Raw genomic sequence first — 16,274 nt, 5'->3', positions numbered from 1 at the left:
GGTCGGCCGCGGGGGAGGGAGCGGCCGCCTCAGCCACGGGAGGTGCCGATCAGGGCGACCGCCTCGGCCCGCGCCGACGGCGTGGACAGGACGCCCCGGCTCGCGAGCGTCACCGTCGTGCTGCCCGTCTGACGGGGGCCCCGGGTCGTGACGCATCCGTGCGAGGCGTCGAGCACCACGAGGACGCCGTCGGGGCAGGCGCCGGTCTCCACGGCCTCGGCGATCTCCTCGCCGAGCCGCTCCTGGAGCTGGGGGCGCGAGGCGACCGCGTCGACCACGCGGGGGAGCGCACCCAAGCCGACGATCGTCTCGCCCGGGACGTAGGCCACGTGAGCGACGCCGACGAAGGGCAGCAGGTGGTGCTCGCACACCGACCGGAACGAGATGTCGCGAACGATCACGACCTCGCCCAGCTGGTGCGCTTCGGCCGGGACGGTGGCCTGGCGGACGAGTTCGGCCGCGTCGACCGTGAGCCCCGAGAAGAACTCGGCGTAGGCGTCGGCCACGCGTCGGGGGGTCGACTCGAGCCCGGGCCGGTCGACGTCCTCACCGATCGCGGCGAGCAGTTCGAGCACGGCGGCCTCGATGCGGGGCCCGTCGATCGGCGGAGGAGTCATCGCACCATCCTCTCAGGCGGAGGGGCCGACCGCGCCGTCCGTGCTGCTCCCGAGGTCGACGGCGGTCTCGCGGGGGAGCGCCTCGTGGTGGCGCCGTCCGTGGCTGCGCCGCGCCTCCTTCATCTCGGCCTCGAAGAGGTGCTTCTTGCCGTCCGCCAAGGAATCACGTACGTTCTTCTCATGGTCGCGGAAGGCGGCGTAGTAGCCGTCGTCGTAGTCCTCGACGAGTTGGTAGGTCCAGCGTCCCTCGACGACGTTGCGACCGACGAGGTCCCGGTCCAGCAGGTCGGCGATCTCGTCGTGCCCGGCTCGGCGAAGCGATTCCACGGCATCGCCGAGGGCGAGGTCGGCCTTGCCGGTCAGTCGGTGGAATCCGTAGAGGAATCCACGGGCCTGCTCGACGATCTCGAGCGCGGCGGAGAGTTCACCGAGGGCAGCGACGGTGTCGTCGTCGAGCCCCTGGGGTCGGCGATGCGCGTCGTCGGGCGGCGTGGGGGTCGTGTCGGTCGTCATGCGACCAGGAAACTCCGAGGAGGCGCGGCGTGCGTCAGCGGGGAGCGCTTCCGTCGCCCCTCTCGATGTTACTTGACATAATGTGCATTATCAGTCACGCGCGGATGACGCCGGAAGGGGTGCACGGTGGCTCGGGTGGCGCCCCGCCCTCATGCCCCGGACGACTCGGCCAGCACCCGACGCAGCAGCTCGGCCAGGTCGCCGGGTTCGACCGGCTCGTCGGTGGTCGCCAGCTCCTCGAGGGTGAACCAGCGCGACTCGACGATGTCGCTGCGCTCGTCGTCGGTCCAGTCGTCGTCGACGACCTCGAAGTGCGGAAGGCGGACGACGTAGAACTCGGCGTGACCGTGCGTGTGGTCGGCGTCGTCCCACGACACCTCGAAGTCGTCCACGCGCACGACGTCACCGATCTCGGTGACCACCTGACCGGTCTCTTCGTGCAACTCGCGGATCGCCGCCTCGACATGGGTCTCGCCCGGGTCGACCCCGCCACCCGGCGTGATCCAGCGAGCGAAGCGACTCGTGTCGGGCGCCACCGTCTTCATCAGCAGCACGCGGTCGTCGTCGTCGAGGACGAGGAGGCGCGAGGTCGGTCGGACGATGCGCTCGGTCACGAAGGGGCCCGTCTCAGACGATCGGGGCGAAGTCGCTGGTGTCGCCCACCAGGCGGGTGTGGTCGGCCGGGACGGGGTCGACGGCGGCCGACGCGACCTCGGCTGCGAACTCCGCGACGTTGTACAGCTTGCCCGCGCTCTCTTTCCGCGACGAGATGGCACCGGGGTTCGAGCGTTCGAGCAGGGTCGCCGTGATCGTGCCCTCGATCATGTCCCCCGAGACCACGACGAACTCGACGCCCGCGGTCTCGAGCTGCGGCAGCATCTCGCGCAGGGCGTCCTCGCCGGCACGCTTGCTGAGGGCGACGGGGAGGTACTCGGGCATCGTCTCGGTCGTGCGGATGAAGTGCGCCTGGTGGCTCGTGACGAAGACGACGCGCGACCCCGGGGCGAGCAGCGGCAGGGCCGCGGTCAACAGCGCCACCTGGGCGTCGCGGTTGAGCTTGAGCGCGTAGTCCTCGGCCATGCCCGTCTCCATGCCGCCCGAGGCGTTCATCACGAGCACGTCGAGGCCGCCCCAGGCGTCACGCACCGTGTCGAACATCGCCGCCAGGCTGGCCTCGTCGGTGAGGTCGGCCCCGATGGCGATCGCCTCGCCGCCCGCCTGCTCGATGGTCGAGACGAGCTGCAGTGCGCGCTTCTCCTTGTTGCGGTAGTTCACGACGACCTTGGCTCCGGCCTCGGCGAAGTAGCGCACGGTGTCGGCACCGATCCCCCGGGACGATCCGGTGACCAGGACTCGGGCTCCGGCGAGGGACTCTGCGGCGAGGGGGTTGGACAAGGCGTGCTCCAGACTGTGCGGGGATCGATCGGCCCGTGGACCGGACTCGACCCTACCAATCCCCCTCGTCATCGTCAGGGGCGGGTGATAGTTTTCATAACAGGGGAACGAGAGAAGGTCGACGTGGACGTCTTGAACGATTACGCATGGGTCGCGTGGATCGCGCTCATCCTGGTGTTCGTCATCGTCGAGGTGACGACGCTCGAATTCACCTTCCTCATGCTCGCCATCGGCAGCGTCGGCGGTCTGCTCGCCGGCCTCTTCGGTGCCCCGTGGTGGCTGCAGGCGATCATCGCGGCCGTCCTCGCGGTCCTGTTGCTGTTCACCGTGCGGCCGCCGTTGCTGCGGGCGCTCCGCCGCGGGGGCGATCCGACCCCCAGCAACGTCGAGGCGCTGCTCGGGCTGCGCGGCACGGTCGTCGTGCCCATCGGCTCCGACCCCGGCCAGGTCAAGCTGTCGAACGGCGAGACCTGGACGGCCCGCGTGCTGTCCTCCCCCGCGACGTCGGCAGGCGCCGACCTCGCACTCGACACCGGGGCCCCGGTCGTCGTGACCGCCATCGAGGGGTCGACCGCCTTCGTCGCCCCCGCAGAGAGGTCCTGAAGCCATGGACACCATCAGTGCCGGAACCGTCGTCACGATCGTGGTCGTCGCGATCGTCGTCGTGCTCGTCCTCGTCATCCTCTTCCGCTCGGTCCGCATCATCCCGCAGGCGAGTGCCGGCGTGGTCGAACGTCTGGGGCGGTACCACAAGACCCTCTCCCCCGGGCTCAACCTGCTGGTGCCGTTCATCGACCGCGTGCGGCCGCTGATCGACATGCGCGAGCAGGTCGTCTCGTTCCCGCCGCAGCCCGTCATCACCGAGGACAACCTGGTCGTCTCGATCGACACGGTCGTGTACTTCCAGGTGACCGACGCCCGGGCGGCCACCTACGAGATCGCCAACTACCTCGGGGCCGTCGAACAGCTCACGACGACCACGCTGCGCAACGTGGTCGGTGGGTTGAACCTCGAGCAGGCCCTCACCAGTCGCGACAACATCAACGGCCAGTTGCGCATCGTGCTCGACGAGGCCACCGGCAAATGGGGCATCCGGGTCGGTCGCGTCGAGCTGAAGGCCATCGATCCGCCCCTGTCGATCCAGGACTCCATGGAGCAGCAGATGCGTGCCGAGCGCAACCGTCGCGCCGCCATCCTCACCGCCGAGGGCACCAAGCAGTCCCAGATCCTCGAGGCCGAGGGGTCGCGACAGTCGTCGATCCTCAAGGCCGAGGGCGACGCCAAGGCCCAGGTGCTGCGGGCACAGGGCGAAGCCGAGGCCATCGCGACGGTCTTCAACGCCATCCACGCCGGCGACCCCGACCCGAAGCTGCTCGCGTACCAGTACCTCCAGACCCTGCCGAAGATCGCGGACGGCTCGGCCAACACGATGTGGATCATCCCGAGCGAGTTGACCGAGGCCCTGAAGGGCATCGGGCAGGGCTTCTTCGCCCCGCGCGACCCGAACGCCCCGGGGTGGACCCCGACCGAGGCCCCCAAGGTCTCCGAGATGGACGTCACGCCCGACCTCGCATCTACCGTCGACCTCGAGGCCGAACCGGACCTCGGCTTCCCGACCGTCACCACGCCCGGTGAGACCGGCTCCGGGGTCGGTTCCGGAGGCGCGGGTGCGGCCGGCGCCGATCGGCCGGCTCCCGGGGCGGGCGCGTCGGACACCGGGCCGACCACTCCTCCGGCGACCTCGTAGTGCCGTCCGCTCCCCCGGTCTCGGCCGGCTGGTTCGCTCCCGCCGGCCCCCGGGTGTTGGCGCATCGCGGCCTGGCCGTCGACGCCCCGGAGAACACGATGCTGGCGTTCGCCCTCGCCGTGTCGGCCGGGGCGACGTACGTCGAGACCGACGTGCACGCCACGCGCGACGGCATCGCGGTGATCAGCCACGATCCCGACCTGACGCGGCTCGCGGGACGCGAGCAGCGCCTCCTCGACCTCGACCTCGCGGAGGTCAAGATGGTCCGGCTCGACGGTGAGCACGAGATCCCCACCCTCGACGAGGCGCTCGACGCCTTCCCCGAGACCCGGTTCAACATCGACCTCAAGTCGGACGAGGCCGTCGCGCCGGCCGTCCGAGCGATCGCCCGCGTCCGGGCGAATGATCGCGTCCTGGTGACCTCGTTCGACCACCGGAGGCGTCTGCGGGCGGTCCGGGCGCTGCCGGGAGTCGCGACGTCGGCCTCGTCCCGGGGCATCGTCGCGGCGGTGGCCGCAGGCCTCGTCCCGCTCCCCCGCCTCCGGCGGTCGCTGGTGCGGCGCGCCCTCGCCGGGTGCCGGGCCGTCCAGGTCCCCGAGCGCAAGGGCCCGGTCCGCATCGTCACGACCGCGCGCGTGGCCGAGTGGGCGGCCCTGGGTGTCGAGACGCACGTGTGGACCGTCAACGAGCCTGCCGACATGGTGAGGCTGCTCGACCTGGGCGTGCACGGCATCGTCACCGATCGCGCCGACCTGGCGCTCGAAGAGGTGCGTCGGCGCGACGTGTGACCCTGGCCCGAGACTGCCCGGGCACTGTGAAGGGACTGTGAAATCGCACGGCTCGGAACGGCGGAGGTCCAGAACGGGTTACAACGGGTGATTGCAACGCGAGAGGAGACCACACAATGGCAGATCGCAGTTTGCGCGGAATGAGGCTCGGCAGCCAGAGCCTGCAGAGCGAAGAGGGCGTGGAGTTCTCGCCCCGCAAGAAGGCCGTCTACCAGACGACCGACGGTCAGACGTTCGACATGGTGTTCGCTGCGGACGCCGAGATCCCGGACATCTGGCAGTCGCCCAAGAGCGGCCAAGAGGGTCGTCTGCTCTCGGCCGACGGCAAGCCCGTCGAGATCGACGCCGGAGACGTGAAGGTCCCCCGGAGCCACTGGGACATGTTGCTCGAGCGACGCAGCCGCGACGAGCTCGAGGAGCTCCTCCAAGAACGACTCGACTTCCTCAGGGCCCGAAAGGGTCAGCACAAGATCGGCGCCTGACGACCCGTCCGGCAGCGATCCGACGAGAAGGCCCGACCACCTCACGGTGGTCGGGCCTTCTCTCGTCTCGGCGGGGCCGGACCGTCAGTCGACGACCCGCCACCGCGGCAGGACCGGATCGGGTGCCTCGTCGAGCCGGCGTCGACGAGTGGAACGTCGGGTCCCGATGAAGAGGCGCGACAGCAGCAGCATCGCGAGACCGAAGAACGACACGAGGAGTTCGATCGCCCGACTCGCCACGACGGCGGGGGTCGTCCCGGTACCGAGGTCGACGACAGCCACCATCGTTCCGGGCTCGTAGTCGGAGATGCTCGCGGTCGTCCTGCCCGAGGCGTCGATGGCCCGCGTCGAGGCGACGGTCGAGACGTTGACGAGGGGACGTGCCGTCTCGATCGCCCGCAGGCGCGCGATGGCGAGCTGTTGCTCGTTCTCGTCGGTCTGCCCGGGACGGGTCCCGAAGTCGGCGTTGTTCGTCTGGCCGATGATGACCTGCGCGCCCTCGTCCATCATGTTGGTGATGAGCTGGTCGTCGACGATGTCGAAGCAGATCGATATCCCGGCACGGAAGTCGCCGAGGTCGAAGACCTCGTCCCGCGTGCCCGGCGTGTAGTCCCGCCCGATGAGGTCGATCAGGTCGGGAGCGAAGGGCCGCCAGAAGGCGCGATCGGGGACGTACTCCCCGAACGGGACCGGGTGCTTCTTGTCGTACTGGTCCGTCACGCCACCGCCCGACCAGAGCAGGGACGAGTTGTGGACGGTCGCACCGTCGTCGCTCTCGGTGATGACGCCCGACACGAGGGGGGCGTCGTAGCCACGGGAGATCGCGTCGAAGACGTACTGGCCGGTGGCGTCGCGGGTGGGATCACGGTCGCTGCCTCCCTCGGGCCAGACGATCATGTCGAGGGAGCGCTGGTCCTCCGGCAGCCGTGCGAGCTGGGCCTGCAGGTCGCTCATCGCGAGCACCTGGGCGTTGGTCAGGTCGCCGTACTGCCGGTCGGCGAAGTAGCCGGCGTCGCCGTCGCCCTGGACGGCGGCGATGGTGGCGGTGCCCGAGGAGTGCGTCGGCCAGTGCGGCACCGCGAGGGCGGCGACCACGACCGTGGCAGCGGCGAGCACGCGGGTCGAACCCCGGACGGTCGTCTGCAAGGCGAGCTGGATCAGTGCGGCGACGATCGCCACCATGAGGAACGACAGCCCCGAGATGCCGAGCCAGGCGACGAGACCGGCGAACGGGCTCTCGGACTGGCTGAGGGCCACGCGACCCCAGGCGAAGCCGCCGTAGGGCCAGTTGCCGGCGACGAACTCACGGAGCGTCCAGAGCCCCCCGACGACGACGGGCAGGAGGACCGTGCGGCCCAGGGTGCCGGGCCAGATGAGCGGGACCCAGCGGTACGCGAGGGTGATGAGCATCGCCCCGGCGGCGAAGAAGAGCGCCTCGAGGGTCGACAACGCGGCCCAGGGCACGACACCGAGGAAGAGCGTCGCCCACGAGATGTGGATCAGGTAGAAGGACAGGCCCGCCACGAGGCCGACCAGGAAGGAACCGCCGAGCGATCGGCCCCGGAGGGCCACCAGCACGAACCCGATGCCGACGAAGGTCAGCGGCCAGACGTCGCCGTCCGGGAAGCCGCCGTCGAGGACGGCGCCGGCACCGAGGGCGACGATCAGGGCGAGCCAGAGGGGCAGTCGGACGTCGGTCGCTCGGGAAGACACCCCGTGATTCTAGGTGGCGGCGTCTGGGAGGCCGGTCGTCCTCGGCGGACGTCCGGCCTCGTCGGGGAGGAGGGTCAGGGGCCGACCGCGGTGTAGGCCACGATGCCGCGACGGACGGCGTCGAGCGCCTGCCGGGCCGTCGGACCGACCGGCAGGTCCCCCACGACCGACAGCTGGTCGAGCAGGTCGATCGTCTGCTTCGTCCAGCGGACGAAGTCGCCGGCGGCGAGGTCGGCGTCGTCGAGCACAGAATCGAGTGCGGCACCTCGGGCCCAACGGTGCATCGCGAGGGCGAGACCCGGTGCCGGGGGCTGGCTGCCCGGAAGGTGGTGCTCGTGCTCGAGGTCGTCGAGCTCCGCCCAGAGCAGCTGCGTGGCGTCGAGCGCGGCACGGAACTCGCCGCGAGGCAGGAATCGCTCGGAGAGCTGGCCTTCGTCCCGACGGGGCTCGTACACGAGGGTGGCCGCCATGGCCGCCATGGACGGCACGTCGAGCATGTTCCACACACCGAGGCGCAGGCTCTCGGCCACGAGCAGGTCGCGATCGCCGTAGATGCGCCGCAACGTGCGACCGGTCGGGGCGACGGTGACCTCGGCGTCCCGCGGGACGCGACCCGCCCCTCCTGCGTTCGTGCCCGTGGGGACGAGGTAGCCGCGGTCGAGCAGCACGTCGGTGACCCGGTCGAAGACCTTGGCGACCGCGCCGGTCCGACTGCGGATCTGCGCCGACAGTTGGTCGGTCTGCTTCTTCAGCTTGAACCAGCGCTCGGACCAGCGGGCGTGCTGTTCGCGCTCCGGACAGGCGTGGCAGGGGTGCGTCCGCACCTGCCGACGCAGTTCGCCGATGCGACGCTGACGCTTGTCGCGCTCGGCCCGCGACTGCGAGTCGGCCCGGGCCGCCCCCTGCTTCTCGAGGTCGCCGACCTCGCGACGCAGCATCGTGTACTCGCCGAAGTCGCCCAGATGGCAGGCCATCGACGCGGCGTAGCCGTCGAGCGACTGCTGCTGCGATCGCACCTTGCGGGCCAGGTCGACGACCGAGCGGTCGGCCTGGAACTGGGCGAACGACGTCTCGAGCACCTCGCGGGTGCGGGATCGCCCGAACTGCTCGATGAGGTTGACGGCCATGTTGTACGTCGGCCGGAAGCTGCTGTTCATCGGGTAGGTGCGCCGCGAGGCCAACGAGGCGACGGCCTGCGGGTCGAGACCCTGCTGCCACTGGATGAGCGAGTGGCCCTCGACGTCGATGCCCCGGCGACCGGCACGACCGGTCAACTGGGTGTACTCGCCGGGCGTGATGGGCACCCGAGCCTCGCCGTTGAACTTCTCGAGCTTCTCGAGCACGACGGTGCGGGCCGGCATGTTGATGCCGAGCGCCAGCGTCTCGGTCGCGAACACGACCTTGACGAGCTTCTTCTGGAAGAGCTCTTCGACGACTTCCTTGAAGGCCGGCAACAGGCCGGCGTGGTGAGCCGCCACACCTCGCTCGAGCCCGTCGAGCCACCGCCAGTAGCCGAGGACCGCGAGGTCTTCGTCGCGCAGGGTGCGACAACGGGCCTCGACGATCTCGCGGATCTCACGACGCTGGTCGGCGGTCGTGAGACGGATGCCCGACCTCAGCACCTGGGACACGGCCTGGTCGCAGCCGACCCGGCTGAAGACGAAGAAGATGGCGGGAAGCAGGTTCTGGTCGTCGAGCATCTCGACGATCTTCCAGCGGTCGAGGCGACCGGGACCACCCTGCGTCGGCGGTACGACGTGGCCCCGGGGGCCGGTCCGACCCGCGGAGTGGCCGTCTCGACGACCACCGCTCCGCCCGCCGCGTCGGCCGAGGGAGGTCGCGCGCAGGAGCTCGGGGTTGACCCGGTTCGTCGCGGCCTGCCCCGAGGAGTCGAAGAGGTCGAGGAACTTGCCCCCGACCAGGACGTGTTGGTCGAGCGGCACGGGACGGTCCTCGGAGACGATGACCTCGGTGCTCCCCCGGACCGTCTGGAGCCAGTCGCCGAACTCTTCGGCGTTCGACACCGTGGCGCTCAACGAGATGAGCCGCACGTCGAGCGGCAGGTGGATGATGACTTCTTCCCAGACCGCGCCGCGGAACCGGTCGGCCAGGAAGTGGACCTCGTCGAGGACGACGTACCGCAGGTCGGTCAGCATCTCGGACCCGGCGTAGATCATGTTGCGGAGCACCTCGGTCGTCATCACGACGATGCGCGCCCGGGAGTTCACGTTCGTGTCACCGGTGAGCAGCCCGACCTCGGACGCTCCGTACTCGGCCACGAGCTCTTGGAACTTCTGGTTGCTCAGTGCCTTCATGGGTGCGGTGTAGAACACCTTGGCCCGCGGGTCCTGCATGGCGAGGTGGATCGCGTACTCGGCCACCAGGGTCTTGCCGGCGCCGGTCGGTGCTGCGACGAGGACGCTGTCGCCCGCTTCGAGGGCGGCGCACGCGGCGAGCTGGAACGGGTCGAGCGCGAAGCCGAGACGGGACCGGAAGGCCTGGAGCTTGGGGGTCTTGTCTCGCGTCTTCGCCGCGGCGAAGCGTTCCGCGGGACTGAGGTCGGGGCTCACCGGGTCACCCCGCCGCGAGTTCGGCGTCGAGCGCGGCCGCCCGCTTCGCGACCCGGCGGTCGTGCAGCCAGGCGACGCCGGCGGCGAGGAAGAACAGCACGATCATGGGGATGGCCAGGAGGAACATCGAGAAGATGTCGGCCGACGGGGTCGCGATCGCGGTGAACAGGACGATGACGAGGATGGCCACCCGCCAGCCCTTGACGATGGCGGCGGCCGAGACGACGCCCACGAAGTTCAACAGCACCAGGAACACCGGCATGACGAAGGCGATGCCCACGGCGAGCACCAGCTTGAGGACGAAGTCGTAGTAGACCTTCGACTCGATGATCGTCGCGTCCTGGGTGTCGACGAAGCCGGTCATGACCTCGACGATGTGGGGCAGCACGTACCACCCCGCCAGGCAGCCGCCCAGGAAGAGCGGGATGGCGGTGCCGATGAAGCCGACGGCGTAGAGCTTCTCTTTGCGCACGAGGGCGGGGACGATGAAGGCCCAGACCTGGTACAGCCAGACGGGACTGGAGATGACGACCCCGACGGTGACCGCGATCTGGAGCTTCAGGTCGAAGGCGCCCGTGATGTTCGAGTAGTTGAGGGTGGTCTCACCCGTGCGTGCCGCCGCGATCGCCTCGACCGGCGACCTCAGGGCGTCGAGGACGAAGGGCGCGAGGAACCAACCGGCGACAGCGGCCAGGATGAGGGCCAGGGCGGAGATGAAGAGTCGCTTGCGCAACTCGAGCAGGTGTTGCCCGAGGGACATCTTGCCGTCACGGCCTCGGCTGCGGCCCGTGCCCCTCCCCTGGGTGCTGTCGCCACGAGTCGTCGTCGTGGCCACGCGTCAGGACTTCGGCGGGACGTCGCGGTTCGGCGACGGGTACGAGTCGTCGACGCGGCGTGCGGTCGGACCGTCGGTGTACCGGGCGGACGAGTCGTCCGGACGACGCACGGGACGGTCGTCGAGGTCGTCGTCGACGGCCGACTCCTTCTTGTCGCTGTTGACCTCGTTCTTGAAGATGCGCATCGACTGGGCGATGCTCTTCGCGAGGGCCGGCAGCTTCGGCGCACCGAAGAGCAACAGGACGATCGCCAGGATGATGATCAGGTGCCAGCCTGAGAGCGCGTTTCCGAACATGATGGGGTCTCCTTGCGGGGCAGGGTGACGTCCACTCTACCGTGCGGGCTCGTCCGCGGCAGGCACGGCGCAGGCGATGCACAGGGCGTGCCGCAGCCGGACGTTCAGGGGGCGACGGACGGGTCGACGGACGGGTCGACGTCGTAACGCTCGATCGCCCGACGCGCCCAGTCGGCGACGGCCGAGCGCGCCGACTCGGGCCCGACGACCTCGGGGTGACCCGGGAGTCCCGCCACGAGCCGACAGAGCGTGCCGAGTCGGTTGACGCGCAACCGGAGGCGCACGCGGTCGTGCGGGAGGGGTTCGGGTTCGTCGGGACCGTAGTCCGCGAGGAGCGGCGCCGCGGCGGCGTCGAGGTCGAGCACCACGACCAGGTCGTCCGGAGACCCCTCGAACAGCGTCTCGGGCAGGGTGACGTCGTCGGCCCGGTGAGCGATCGGAGTCGCGGTGAGCGCCGGGGAGGCGATCCGGTCGAGTCGGAACGTCCGGGGCGCCTCGCGCAGGTGGTCCCAGGCCCTGAGGTACCAGTCGGCGTCGACCGACTCGACCCGCAGCGGGTCCACCCGCCGTCGTTCCGCGACCCCCCGGGTGCCGCGATAGTCGAACTCGAGTTGGACGCCCGCCTCGACCGCCCGGCCGACGAGCCCCAGGACCTCGTTCGTCTCGGACTGGTCGACGGCCACCTGGCTCGGTTCGCTGGACGCCCCACGCGACAGCTTGCTCATCAGTGTGGCGATGGCCGCGCGGTCCGCGTTCTCGGGCAGCGACGAGAGGTACTGCAGGCCCGCGATGAGGGCGGCCGCTTCGCGAGCGGAGAACCGTGGCGAGTCGTCGATGGCGACGAGGTTGGTCAGCACGATGACGTCGTTCTGCTCGAAGTCGTCCCACGCGATGTCGAAGAGGTCGCCGTGCTGGTACTGCGTCGTCTCGCCAGGGACGCCCGAGACGGCGATCAGCTCGACCGCACGCCGGATCTCGCTCACGCTCACGCCGAAGTGCGCGGCCGCCTCGGCCACGCTGACTCGCTCGTGGTCCATGAGCCACGGGACGAGCGACAGCAGGAAGGCGAGCTTGTCGGCCGCGTGGAGGGCACCGCGGGGCTCAGCCACGGGCACCCCCGTCGACCGGGCCGGTGGTGTGGGCGGCGAGCACGGCCTCGAGGCGGGTGCGCACCAGGGCACGGAGTCCGTCGGGTTCGACGACGGTGACCTCGGGACCGAAGGAGGCCAGCTCGTCGGCGAGCAGGTTGTCGTCGGTCCAGTGGACGAGGAGCGTGTCGGGATCGAGACGGGTCGTGCCACGGCGCTTGCCGAGTCGGGTCTCGGCGTCGGACAAGGGCTCGACGCGGACGGTCGCGGTGCGATCGCGCCAGACCTGCTCGAGGTCGGCCAGCGCGCGCTCGGCCGTGGCGTCGTCGGGTCTCGTGTACGGGGTGGTGGTCAGCTGGACGGGGCCGACGACACGGGACAGGAGGAAGGTCTTGAGCGCCCCCGTGCCGACCTCGACCGCCGACACCAGCCACCGGCCCTGGTGCTGGACCAGGGCTGCCGGGGCGACCTCGCGCCGGCGGGCGGACTCGTCACCGGGCTTCAGGTAGTCGAACCGGACGACGACGCCCCGGTCGAGCGCCGTCCGCAGCGGCTCGAAGGCCGCGTCGCGGGAACGGAGCCGAGGGGCGTACTCGAGCTCGGGCACGCTCGCCGCGCCGCCGAGCGAGCGCAACTTGAGGAGTGCCCGTCGGGACTCGTGGGAGAGCGACCCCTCGCGCCACACCATCGCCGCCAAGGTGAGGAGGGCGGTCTCCTCGGACGAGAACGAGATGTCCTCGGGCAGTTCGTACGCGCCCCGCGGGATGCGATAGCGGAGGGCCTGGTTGTTGCCTGCCGCCGCGGGATCGTCGATCGTCTCGAGGGGGACGCCCAGTTCGCGGATGTCGTCCTTGTCCCGCTCGAACTGCCGCTCGAGCGCGGCGTTGTCACCCGAGCGCGAGTACCTCTGGCGGTACCCCTGGACGGTCGACAGGATCTCGGTCTTGCTCAACCCGGAGTCCGTCGCGAGCAGGGCCAACACGAGGCTGAACAGTCGCTCTTCGACGGGGACGCGGGGGGTGCGGGCAGTGGGCACGGCGACCGGCTCAGCAGGGCCGGGTCATCGGATCGCCCCGAGCACGTCGAACACGTACACGTAGGCGGAGCCACCGCTGTCGGACGTCGCGGGGAGCACGACCATGACCTGCGAGCCGACCTGCTGGCCCACCAGGGCCGACCGGATGTCGTCGGGGATCTGCTCGTCGCCGAGGTCGACCGGCGTCGCCGAACCGCCGTTGGTCCAGGTCGACCCCGCGACCGTGGACGGCTGGCTCCAGGTGACGGCCGTGAACTGCACCACAGCGGAGTCGTCGGCGGTCAACGTCGGACCGTGCCCCTTGCGGACGAGGTGCACGACCTCGTCGGTGGGGGCGTCACCCGCGGGGATCGTGATGCCGGGTGCACCGTCGGGGGCGGTGACCACCGCGGGCAGGCCGTCCGCGCCGAGCTGGAGGGCCCCGTCGGCCTTCGCGAGGAACGCCCGCTTGACGTCGACGACGGCGACGTAGGCGGCGTCGGGATCGTCGTTCGGGGTCGACGCGGCGCCGTTGATCGATGCCGAGAGGTCGCTGGCCTTGACGGCGACCGCGACGCGCGAACCCACCGTGGAGCACTCCAACGCGTCGACGAGCGGGGCGAGCGTCTGCCCGCCCACCGTCAACGGGACGTTCGTCGAGCCGTCGTAGCCGCTGTCCTCGAGTTCCTGGCCCGTGCTGCCGTCGAACAGGGTGTAGTCGATGACGACCGGGGTGCCGTCGACGAGTCGTTGACCGTCGCCCTCGATGAGCGTCGAGACCTCGGTCTTCTTGGTCACGATCGGCGTCGGCACGTCGACGTCGGGCTTCGTGCCGAAGTCGCCGGTCGCGGTGACGACCGAGGCGGCGTCACCCGTGGGAGGGCAGCCGGCAGAGCCGGGGCCGGCCGTGCTCGAGCAGGCCGTCATCGAGGCGAGCAGGCCGACCGTCACGACGAGGGCGGGGATCTTGCGCACGGGGACTCATTTCGTGGAGGCGACCGGGGGTNCGCTGGCACAGCCGGCGAGCAGGGCGAGACCGGCGAGGCCGCCGGCGACCCCGAGGAGGCGCGGGTGACGGAGGCGGGACGACGGGCGGTCCCCGAGGCGGGCGGGTGGACACAGTCAACTGCCTGCGGGGCTCCGTGCCAAGCGTGTGACGGGGGCGGGCTCCGTCGGCGGCCGGCGCCGCGCCTCCTGCGCTGGCCGCGCCTCCTGCGCTCGCCGCGCCCGGCCGACACCGCGCCTCCTGCCCTCCACGCCAGGAGATGGCCACAGCGCCAGGACTGGTCGTGGCGCCGTGACCACATGGTGGCGGGTTGGCGGGCTGCACCAGACCTCCCTGCTCTCGCCGCCACGAAGTGAACATGCCGCCACTTTTTCTCGTGGCGGAGTGTTCAGTTCGTGGCGGGCTGGCAGCGACGGTTGGCGGGCCGGCGGGCTGCGGCGGTGGTGGTGGGCGAGACGGCGGGTCGGGTGCAACGGGTGTTTGCTCGGGACAACACGAATCCACGGCCCGGACCAGCACTGGAGGCACGTCATGCGAGAACTCGGAATCGTCAGGACCCTGACCGCCCTCGAGAACGCCGAGCGGCTGGACCCGCTCGTCGACCGCGTCGCCGGCGTCGTCGACCGGGTCCTCGCGCCGCGCAGCCTGCGCGACGTGCTGCACGGCGTCCCCGCCGGCCACCCGTTGCACCCCGTGATGGTGCTCGTGCCGACCGGCGCCTGGATCAGCGCGGCCGTGCTCGACCTGCTGCCCGGCCAGGACCGGGCCGCCCGGACCCTCGTCGGCGTGGGCGTGCTCGCCGTGGCGCCGTCCGCGCTCGCCGGCTTCGCCGACTGGGCCGCGACGCACGAGCAGCAGAAGCGCGTCGGCCTCGTCCACTCGGCGGCCAACCTCGTCGCGACGGCCCTGTACGGGGCCTCGCACCTGCAGCGCGTGCGAGGACGGTCGCTCAGCGCCAAGCTGCTCGGCTTCGCGGGGCTCGGTGCCGTCTCGGCCGGCGGCTTCATCGGCGGACACCTCGCCTATCGTCAGGCCGTCGGCGCCAACCACGCCGAGGACGTCCCGCACCTGGTCGCGCCCGGCTGGCACGAGATCGCCCGGGTCGACGAGCTGCCCGACCGCGAACTCACCGCCCTCGAGGTGTCGGGCCAGCCCGTGGTGGCGTATCGCCACGGCGACCGCGTCGAGGTGCTGTCGGACACCTGCAGCCACCTGTCGGCGTCCCTCGCCGACGGCCGCGTCGGCACGGAACGCGGCGAGGCCTGCGTCACCTGCCCGTGGCACGACAGCGTCTTCTCGCTCGCGACGGGCGAAGTCGTCCACGGGCCGGCGACCTCGCCCCAGCCGCGCTTCGAGACCCGCGTCGTCGACGGCACGCTGGAGGCGCGGCTGCCGAACGCCGGCTGAGCCCAGCCGTCCGTCGCTCGCCGCGCCTCCCTGCCCTCGCCGCCACGAAGTGGACATCACGCCACGAAGTAAACAAGCCGCCACCTTTTTGCGTGGCGGAATGTTTAGTTCGTGGCGGGCTGGCGGGCTGGCGGGCTGGCGGGCTGGCGGGCCGGCGGGGTGCGGCGGCGTCCAGGCGGGCGGGGCACACTGTCGGCATGTACCGAGGCCTGCCGACCATCTCGTTGCCCGAACCCGAGCGTCCGCCGTTCGTCGACCGGCTGCAGCGGGCACTCGACCTGGCCGCCGCGGAGGAGAGCGGGCGCCTGCGGGTCGTCCACTCGTGGGTCGGCGACGAGGTGCCAGGTGGTGCGATCCGTCGTGCTGGCTGGCAGTCGCGCGTGCTGACGATCACGGGCCCACGGCGGGCGCCGATCGACGTCTGGTTCGACGCTGACGACGGCGACGTCAGCGTGATCGGCGACGTGTCGGTGCCGGACTGGTCGCTGCACGACGCCGAGGCCGAGTCCGCCTGCCTCGCCGCGTCCGGCCAGCTGCTGCACGACCTCGCGGCCGGTCGCCTGCCCCGCGGTCGCCGCTCGGACTTCGTCCGGTCGAGCACCGTGCTCGCCCTGATCGGTGCCGGCGCGGTGGTCGGCGCGGTCGTCGTCGACGTGCTGCGCGCCCGGGGTCGGGGCCGCTCGGTCTGACGGGCGGCGCGTCCTCACCGGACGACCCGCGCCTCCGCTGACGAGCGGCGCGTCCTCGCCGGGCGACCCGCGCGTCCTCGCCGGACGACCCGCGCCTCCTCGGGGCGTCGTG

17 protein-coding genes are annotated in these 16,274 nt (G+C 71.0%); 6 read left to right on the top strand and 11 right to left on the bottom strand.

Features of this window, described 5'->3' with window-relative positions; genetic code table 11:
• Window positions 1–29: 29 nt before the first annotated feature.
• The 4 genes from folE to ARTHRO9V_RS08840 all read right to left on the bottom strand — a co-directional run bounded on the left by folE (window position 30) and on the right by ARTHRO9V_RS08840 (window position 2,525).
• Window positions 30–617, bottom strand: a complete 588-nt coding sequence (gene folE / locus ARTHRO9V_RS08855; RefSeq protein WP_159826692.1) for a GTP cyclohydrolase I — start codon at window positions 615–617, stop codon at window positions 30–32.
• Between the two features lie 12 nt (window positions 618–629).
• Entirely contained in the window at window positions 630–1,130 is a 501-nt protein-coding gene (locus ARTHRO9V_RS08850) for a hypothetical protein (protein ID WP_159826690.1), read from the bottom strand.
• A 149-nt stretch (window positions 1,131–1,279) separates the two neighbouring features.
• Entirely contained in the window at window positions 1,280–1,744 is a 465-nt protein-coding gene (locus tag ARTHRO9V_RS08845) for an NUDIX hydrolase (RefSeq protein ID WP_236556984.1), read from the bottom strand.
• A 13-nt stretch (window positions 1,745–1,757) separates the two neighbouring features.
• The gene (locus tag ARTHRO9V_RS08840; RefSeq protein WP_056045077.1) at window positions 1,758–2,525 is read right to left on the bottom strand and encodes an SDR family oxidoreductase; all 768 of its coding nucleotides are present in this window, start codon (window positions 2,523–2,525) and stop codon (window positions 1,758–1,760) included.
• 123 nt (window positions 2,526–2,648) lie between these two features.
• Here ARTHRO9V_RS08840 and ARTHRO9V_RS08835 point away from each other — a divergent pair, with 123 nt between their 5' ends.
• From ARTHRO9V_RS08835 to ARTHRO9V_RS08820, 4 genes are all read left to right on the top strand, one after another.
• Window positions 2,649–3,128 (top strand): NfeD family protein, encoded by a 480-nt coding sequence (locus ARTHRO9V_RS08835; protein WP_123570043.1) that lies wholly within the window; start codon window positions 2,649–2,651, stop codon window positions 3,126–3,128.
• A gap of 4 nt (window positions 3,129–3,132) precedes the next feature.
• Window positions 3,133–4,272, top strand: a complete 1,140-nt coding sequence (locus ARTHRO9V_RS08830; protein ID WP_082460214.1) for an SPFH domain-containing protein — start codon at window positions 3,133–3,135, stop codon at window positions 4,270–4,272.
• Complete coding sequence (locus tag ARTHRO9V_RS08825; RefSeq protein WP_236556983.1) at window positions 4,272–5,060, top strand: glycerophosphodiester phosphodiesterase family protein; 789 nt, start codon at window positions 4,272–4,274, stop codon at window positions 5,058–5,060. Before ARTHRO9V_RS08830 ends, ARTHRO9V_RS08825 begins: the two co-directional genes overlap by 1 nt.
• Window positions 5,061–5,176: 116 nt before the next feature.
• Complete coding sequence (locus ARTHRO9V_RS08820; RefSeq protein ID WP_043594952.1) at window positions 5,177–5,542, top strand: RNA polymerase-binding protein RbpA; 366 nt, start codon at window positions 5,177–5,179, stop codon at window positions 5,540–5,542.
• 84 nt (window positions 5,543–5,626) lie between these two features.
• Here ARTHRO9V_RS08820 and lnt read toward each other — a convergent pair whose 3' ends face one another.
• The 7 genes from lnt to ARTHRO9V_RS08785 all read right to left on the bottom strand — a co-directional run bounded on the left by lnt (window position 5,627) and on the right by ARTHRO9V_RS08785 (window position 14,035).
• Window positions 5,627–7,255 (bottom strand): apolipoprotein N-acyltransferase, encoded by a 1,629-nt coding sequence (lnt, locus tag ARTHRO9V_RS08815; RefSeq protein ID WP_159826688.1) that lies wholly within the window; start codon window positions 7,253–7,255, stop codon window positions 5,627–5,629.
• A gap of 74 nt (window positions 7,256–7,329) precedes the next feature.
• Window positions 7,330–9,825: an RNA helicase gene (locus tag ARTHRO9V_RS08810; protein ID WP_159826686.1), complete on the bottom strand. Its 2,496-nt coding sequence runs from the start codon at window positions 9,823–9,825 to the stop codon at window positions 7,330–7,332.
• Window positions 9,826–9,829: 4 nt separating this feature from the next.
• Window positions 9,830–10,585, bottom strand: coding sequence for a twin-arginine translocase subunit TatC (gene tatC / locus ARTHRO9V_RS08805; protein WP_056047397.1), 756 nt, complete (start codon window positions 10,583–10,585; stop codon window positions 9,830–9,832).
• Window positions 10,586–10,663: 78 nt separating this feature from the next.
• The gene (gene tatA, locus ARTHRO9V_RS08800; RefSeq protein WP_159826684.1) at window positions 10,664–10,957 is read right to left on the bottom strand and encodes a twin-arginine translocase TatA/TatE family subunit; all 294 of its coding nucleotides are present in this window, start codon (window positions 10,955–10,957) and stop codon (window positions 10,664–10,666) included.
• A gap of 104 nt (window positions 10,958–11,061) precedes the next feature.
• Complete coding sequence (locus ARTHRO9V_RS08795) at window positions 11,062–12,066, bottom strand: YafY family protein (RefSeq protein WP_159826682.1); 1,005 nt, start codon at window positions 12,064–12,066, stop codon at window positions 11,062–11,064.
• Window positions 12,059–13,081, bottom strand: coding sequence for a YafY family protein (locus ARTHRO9V_RS08790; protein ID WP_159826680.1), 1,023 nt, complete (start codon window positions 13,079–13,081; stop codon window positions 12,059–12,061). Before ARTHRO9V_RS08790 ends, ARTHRO9V_RS08795 begins: the two co-directional genes overlap by 8 nt.
• Window positions 13,082–13,105: 24 nt before the next feature.
• The gene (locus tag ARTHRO9V_RS08785; protein WP_056045089.1) at window positions 13,106–14,035 is read right to left on the bottom strand and encodes a hypothetical protein; all 930 of its coding nucleotides are present in this window, start codon (window positions 14,033–14,035) and stop codon (window positions 13,106–13,108) included.
• 562 nt (window positions 14,036–14,597) lie between these two features.
• Here ARTHRO9V_RS08785 and ARTHRO9V_RS08780 point away from each other — a divergent pair.
• Together ARTHRO9V_RS08780 and ARTHRO9V_RS08775 are read left to right on the top strand one after the other, a co-directional pair.
• On the top strand, window positions 14,598–15,473 hold the full coding sequence (locus ARTHRO9V_RS08780; protein ID WP_159826678.1) for a Rieske 2Fe-2S domain-containing protein: 876 nt from the start codon (window positions 14,598–14,600) through the stop codon (window positions 15,471–15,473).
• 197 nt (window positions 15,474–15,670) lie between these two features.
• Window positions 15,671–16,162 (top strand): hypothetical protein, encoded by a 492-nt coding sequence (locus ARTHRO9V_RS08775; protein ID WP_159826676.1) that lies wholly within the window; start codon window positions 15,671–15,673, stop codon window positions 16,160–16,162.
• The last annotated feature ends 112 nt before the right edge of the window (window positions 16,163–16,274 follow it).

Source organism: Frigoribacterium sp. 9N (genome assembly GCF_902506305.1).
Taxonomy (GTDB): domain Bacteria; phylum Actinomycetota; class Actinomycetes; order Actinomycetales; family Microbacteriaceae; genus Frigoribacterium.
Note: the sequence above shows the minus strand (reverse complement) of the source record. Positions and strands in the feature narration are given on the sequence as shown.

Coding starts and splice junctions, on each gene's coding strand:
- tatA (WP_159826684.1), bottom strand. CDS start 10,957: ATGTTCGGAAACGCGCTCTCAGGCTGGCACCTGATCATCATCCTGGCG.
- ARTHRO9V_RS08820 (WP_043594952.1), top strand. CDS start 5,177: ATGGCAGATCGCAGTTTGCGCGGAATGAGGCTCGGCAGCCAGAGCCTG.
- ARTHRO9V_RS08850 (WP_159826690.1), bottom strand. CDS start 1,130: ATGACGACCGACACGACCCCCACGCCGCCCGACGACGCGCATCGCCGA.
- ARTHRO9V_RS08830 (WP_082460214.1), top strand. CDS start 3,133: ATGGACACCATCAGTGCCGGAACCGTCGTCACGATCGTGGTCGTCGCG.
- ARTHRO9V_RS08780 (WP_159826678.1), top strand. CDS start 14,598: ATGCGAGAACTCGGAATCGTCAGGACCCTGACCGCCCTCGAGAACGCC.
- ARTHRO9V_RS08775 (WP_159826676.1), top strand. CDS start 15,671: ATGTACCGAGGCCTGCCGACCATCTCGTTGCCCGAACCCGAGCGTCCG.
- tatC (WP_056047397.1), bottom strand. CDS start 10,585: ATGTCCCTCGGGCAACACCTGCTCGAGTTGCGCAAGCGACTCTTCATC.
- folE (WP_159826692.1), bottom strand. CDS start 617: ATGACTCCTCCGCCGATCGACGGGCCCCGCATCGAGGCCGCCGTGCTC.